The organism is Streptomyces himastatinicus ATCC 53653 (assembly GCF_000158915.1).
In the GTDB taxonomy this organism is placed as follows: Bacteria; Actinomycetota; Actinomycetes; order Streptomycetales; family Streptomycetaceae; genus Streptomyces; species Streptomyces himastatinicus.
Genome location: NZ_GG657754.1, coordinates 6,105,473 through 6,109,795 on the forward strand (window position 1 = coordinate 6,105,473; position 4,323 = coordinate 6,109,795).

The 4,323-nt window shown below is 74.0% G+C and carries 4 protein-coding genes; 3 read left to right on the forward strand and 1 reads right to left on the reverse strand.

Annotated elements, in window-relative coordinates:
* On the forward strand, positions 1-1,381 hold a 1,381-nt coding region (locus tag SSOG_RS25960; RefSeq protein ID WP_039938717.1), incomplete at its 5' end, for an ATP-binding cassette domain-containing protein.
* Positions 1,382-1,423: 42 nt separating this feature from the next.
* Positions 1,424-2,065 (forward strand): LysE family translocator, encoded by a 642-nt coding sequence (locus SSOG_RS25965; protein WP_039938718.1) that lies wholly within the window; start codon positions 1,424-1,426, stop codon positions 2,063-2,065.
* On the opposite strand, the gene SSOG_RS25970 is transcribed toward SSOG_RS25965, so the two are convergent.
* On the reverse strand, positions 2,062-2,511 hold the full coding sequence (locus SSOG_RS25970; RefSeq protein ID WP_154685981.1) for a hypothetical protein: 450 nt from the start codon (positions 2,509-2,511) through the stop codon (positions 2,062-2,064). The two genes, SSOG_RS25965 and SSOG_RS25970, sit on opposite strands and share 4 nt — an antisense overlap.
* A gap of 374 nt (positions 2,512-2,885) precedes the next feature.
* On the opposite strand from SSOG_RS25970, the gene SSOG_RS25975 reads away from it, so the two are divergent.
* Positions 2,886-4,323: ATP-binding cassette domain-containing protein (locus tag SSOG_RS25975; RefSeq protein ID WP_009717227.1), on the forward strand; the 1,438-nt coding region annotated here is incomplete at its 3' end.

Genomic DNA, 4,323 nt, shown 5'->3' on the forward strand with positions numbered 1-4,323 from the left:
CTCCCGCTCCGGTGAAACCGTCGGCACGCTGACGGCCGACGCCCTGCGGAGCGCCCACGCCGCCCTGCACGCCCTGGACCTGGCCGCCGAGGACCTCGCCCGGGGCGCCGACGGCGCCGACGACCGGTACGCCCACGCGCTGGACGCCGCCACGCGGCTGGACGCCTGGGATGCCGACCGGCGCGTCGACATGGCCTTGGAGGCGCTGCACGCGTGCACCGACCGGACCCGTGAGCTGTCCACCCTGTCGGTGGGGCAGCGCTACCGGGTGCGGCTGGCCTGTCTGCTGGGCGCCTGGCACGACATCCTGCTGCTCGACGAGCCGAGCAACCACCTCGACGCCGACGGCCTGGCCTTCCTCACCGACCGCCTGCGCGGCCACGGCGGGGGCGTCGCCCTGGTCAGCCATGACCGCGCCCTGCTGCGCGACGTCGCGCGGGAGTTCCTCGACCTGGACCCCACCCAGGACGGGCGCCCCCGCGCGTACGCCGGTGGCTACGAGGCGTGGCAGGACGGCCGCCGCCGGGACCGGGAGCGGTGGATCCAGGACTACGAGGAACAGCAGGCGGAACACCGCAGGCTGACCGTCGCCGTCGATCAGGCCCGCGATCGGCTCAGCACCGGCTGGCGCCCCGCGAAGGGCACCGGCAAGCACCAGCGCCAGTCCCGGGCACCGGGCGTGGTGCAGGCGCTCAACCGCGAGCGGGAGGCGCTGGAGGCCCACCGCATCACCGTGCCCGAGCCGCCGCTGTCGCTGCGGTGGCCCGCACTGGCCACCCGCCCCGGCTCGGCGCTGGTCCGCGTGCGGGATGTGACGGTCGCCGGGCGGCTCACCGGCCCGGTCACCCTCGACGTCGACGGCGGGGACCGGCTGCTCATCACGGGCGAGAACGGGTCCGGAAAGTCCACCCTGCTGTCGGTGCTCGCCGACGCCCTCATCCCGACGAGCGGCACGGTGCACCACCTCGCCGGTGCGCGGGTGGCCATGGTCGCCCAGGAAGTCCCGTCCTGGCCGGGGGAGTTCACCGCCCGGCAGGTGTACGAACAGCATGTGGGGCGGCTGACCGTCCGCGGCGCGGTGCCCGAGCGCGACCTCGTACCGCTGGGCGCGACCGGCCTGCTGGACCGCGAGGCGATGCGCACCCCGGTCGCCCGTATGTCCCTGGGTCAGCAGCGGCGTCTCGACCTGGCCCTGCGCCTGGCCACCCGCCCCCACCTGATCATCTTCGACGAGCCCACCAACCACCTCTCGTCCATGCTCGTCGACGAACTGACCACGGCGCTGCTCGGCACACCGGCCGCCGTCATCGTCGCCACCCACGACCGCCAGCTCCTGGCCGACCTGGCGCCCTGGCCGCGCCTGCACCTCACACGGGGCTGAATCGATGGGCGGCAGTGGTGTCCGGTCATTACGCTGACCCGCATGCCGCCCACCGACCGACTGCTCGCCTTCGCGGCCATGTCGTTCCTGCTGATCGTCGTCCCCGGCCCCAGCGTGCTGTTCGTGATCGGACGCGCGCTGGCGCAGGGCCGCCGCGCCGCCCTGACCTCGGTCCTCGGCAACACCCTCGGCGCGTACACCCTCGTCGTGGCCGTGGCGCTCGGGGTCGGGACGCTCGTGGAGCGCTCGGTCCTCGTCTTCACGGCGCTCAAGCTGGCGGGGGCGGCGTACCTGGTGTACCTCGGCGTGAAGGCCATACGGCAGCGCCGCTCCCTCCCCGCCGCCCTCACCGGCGGCGGCCCCGCCGACCACGGCAGCCTGCGCACCCTGGGCGAGGGGTTCGCCGTCGGCGTGGCGAACCCCAAGACCATCGTCTTCTTCGCCGCCGTCCTCCCGCAGTTCGTGGACCGCGGCGACGGCCATGTCGCGCTCCAGATGCTGCTGCTCGGCCTGGTCTTCAACGCCATCGCCCTCGCCTCCGACAGCATTTGGGGTCTCGCCGCCGCCACCGCCCGGGGCTGGTTCACCCGCTCTCCCGGGCGCCTCGCCCTGGTCGGCGGCGCGGGCGGCCTCACGATGATCGGCCTCGGCGTCACGGTCGCCGCGACGGGCCGCAAGGACTAGCCCTCGCTTTCGACGGCCTCCACCGCGGCGGGGACGAGCACGACCTCCTGCGGGGTCCAGCAGTCCGAACGCTCGGTGGCCACCTCGGCGGCGCACCCCCGGCACACGAGGTTCGGGCCGTCGCAGCCGTCCAGGCCGCAGCAGCCGTTCCGCCGTCCGCGCAGCGAGGTCAGTTCGGTGCCGCGCACATCGGCCCGGGCCAGGACGATGCCGGTCAGCCCCGCGCGCCGGAGGCCCAGGGCCGCCCCCGCGAACCGTGGCCGGAAGACGCGCTCCCCGGCCTCCGGCGGATCGTAGGCGAAGGTGCCCGGACGCATCCGCGGCGGGCACTCCTCGCCCTTCGCCAGCTCGTACGGCGCCGGGGCGCTGTCCGCGTCGGGCAGCGGCACCTCTCGTACGGGCGCGGTGACTTCGCCGTGGCAGCGGCGGCAGCGGAAGACGACCATGCGCGCCATTGTCCGCGTTGCTCGCCCCAGCAGTCCCCGCGGAACCTCATACGCCCCTACGTCACCACCACCGGCGTTTCGGCCACCCCCGGCCGTGCCGGAAGCCTTGCGGCGGGCGACCAGGCGTTCGATGGCCCCGCATTCCCGGGCCGCCGCTTCGTCCGGAATCGCGCGCGTTCGATTGCCCCCCTGCCTCGTTGAGCCTGGCATCGCCGGACCACCCAGGTGCGGCGGCGACCCGAGGAGGGACCCAGGTGACCGTGACCGACACCTCGACCGAACGCTCCGCAGCGCCACCTCCTCCACCACCGGCGGTCATCAGCTTCGAGGGGAAGCACGGCAAGAACCCGCTGGAAGAGGCGAGTTTCGCCACGATGTGCTCGCGGCTTCCCGCGGTGCTGACGAAGACCGCGCGCATGGCCTGGGCCGTCGACCGCGCCGCGGTCGTCCTGCTCCTCGCCTGTCAGATCCTCACCGGCGCCGCGGCCGCCTGCGTGCTCGGGTTCACCGCGCGGGCCATGACGCACATCCTCGGCGCGGGCACCGTCTCGATGCGCCTGCACACCGCGCTGCCCGCCCTCGTCGTCGTGGCCGTGGCCGCCGCGGCGGGCCGGATCAGCGGTGCGCTGTCCTCGTACGCCGACGGGCGGATCACCCCGCGCCTGATGTCCGAGGCGGACACCGCCCTCGTCTCCGCCGTGTGCCGGGTCGAGGCATCCGCGTACGGGGAGCCGGGGTTCGCCGACCGCCAGGAGGCCGCCGAGGTCGGCGTCACCCGCACCCGGCTGATGGTCCAGGACGCGCAGCGCTTCATGGCCGCCCTGGTCCGGATGATCGCCGCCAGCGGTGTCATCACCGTGTTGCACTGGCTGATGCTCCCGCTGCTCCTGCTCGCCGTGCTGCCCGCGGGGCTCGGCGCCGTACTGTCCGCCCGCGTCGACTACGAGACCCACTACGCCAACATCGGCGACCGCAACGTCCGCGGCATGATGCGCTGGTGGGCCACGTACTCCCGGTACGGCGACGAGGTGCGCGCCAACGGCATGACCGGCTATCTCGTCTACTGGTACCGGGCCCTGTCCGAGCGCATCGACCAGCGCACCCTGACCGCCGCGCCCCGCATGCTCCGCATCACGCTCGCGACCTCCGCCCTCGGCGGTCTGTTCCTCCTCGGCACCTGGGCCGCCCTCGCCTGGCTGGCCACCACCGGCCGGGTCGCCCTGCCCGTCGCGGCCACCGCGGTCGTCGCCGTCCAGGCCACGCTCGCCGCGCTCTCCCAGCTCGTGATCCACGGCGCCGCGATGTTCCACACCTCGCTCTACCTCGCCGACATGCGGTCGTTCCTCGACATGGCCGCCGACCGCGCCCCCAAGCGCGGGGAGGCGACCATCCCGGAGCGGGTGGACGAGATCCGCCTCGACGAAGTCGTCTACCACTACCCGGGCAAGGCCGAGCCCGCGGTCGACGGCGTCTCCCTCACCCTGCGGCGCGGTGAGATCCTCGCCGTCGTGGGCGAGAACGGCTCGGGCAAGTCCACCCTGACCAAGCTCCTCACCGGAATCCTCCTCCCCGACAAGGGCCACGTGCGGTGGGACGACACCGATCTGGTCCACGCCGACTCCGACGCGGTGTGGGCGCGGACCGCCCTCGTCCCGCAGAACTTCGCCTGCTGGCCCCTGCGCGCCCGCGAGAACATCACCCTCGGCCAGCCCAAGACCTACGACGACGTCCCGGTGTGGGAGGCCGTCGACGCCGTCGGCATGCGGGAGGCCGTCGAGAAGCTGCCCCGGCAGCTCGACACCCTGCTCGCCC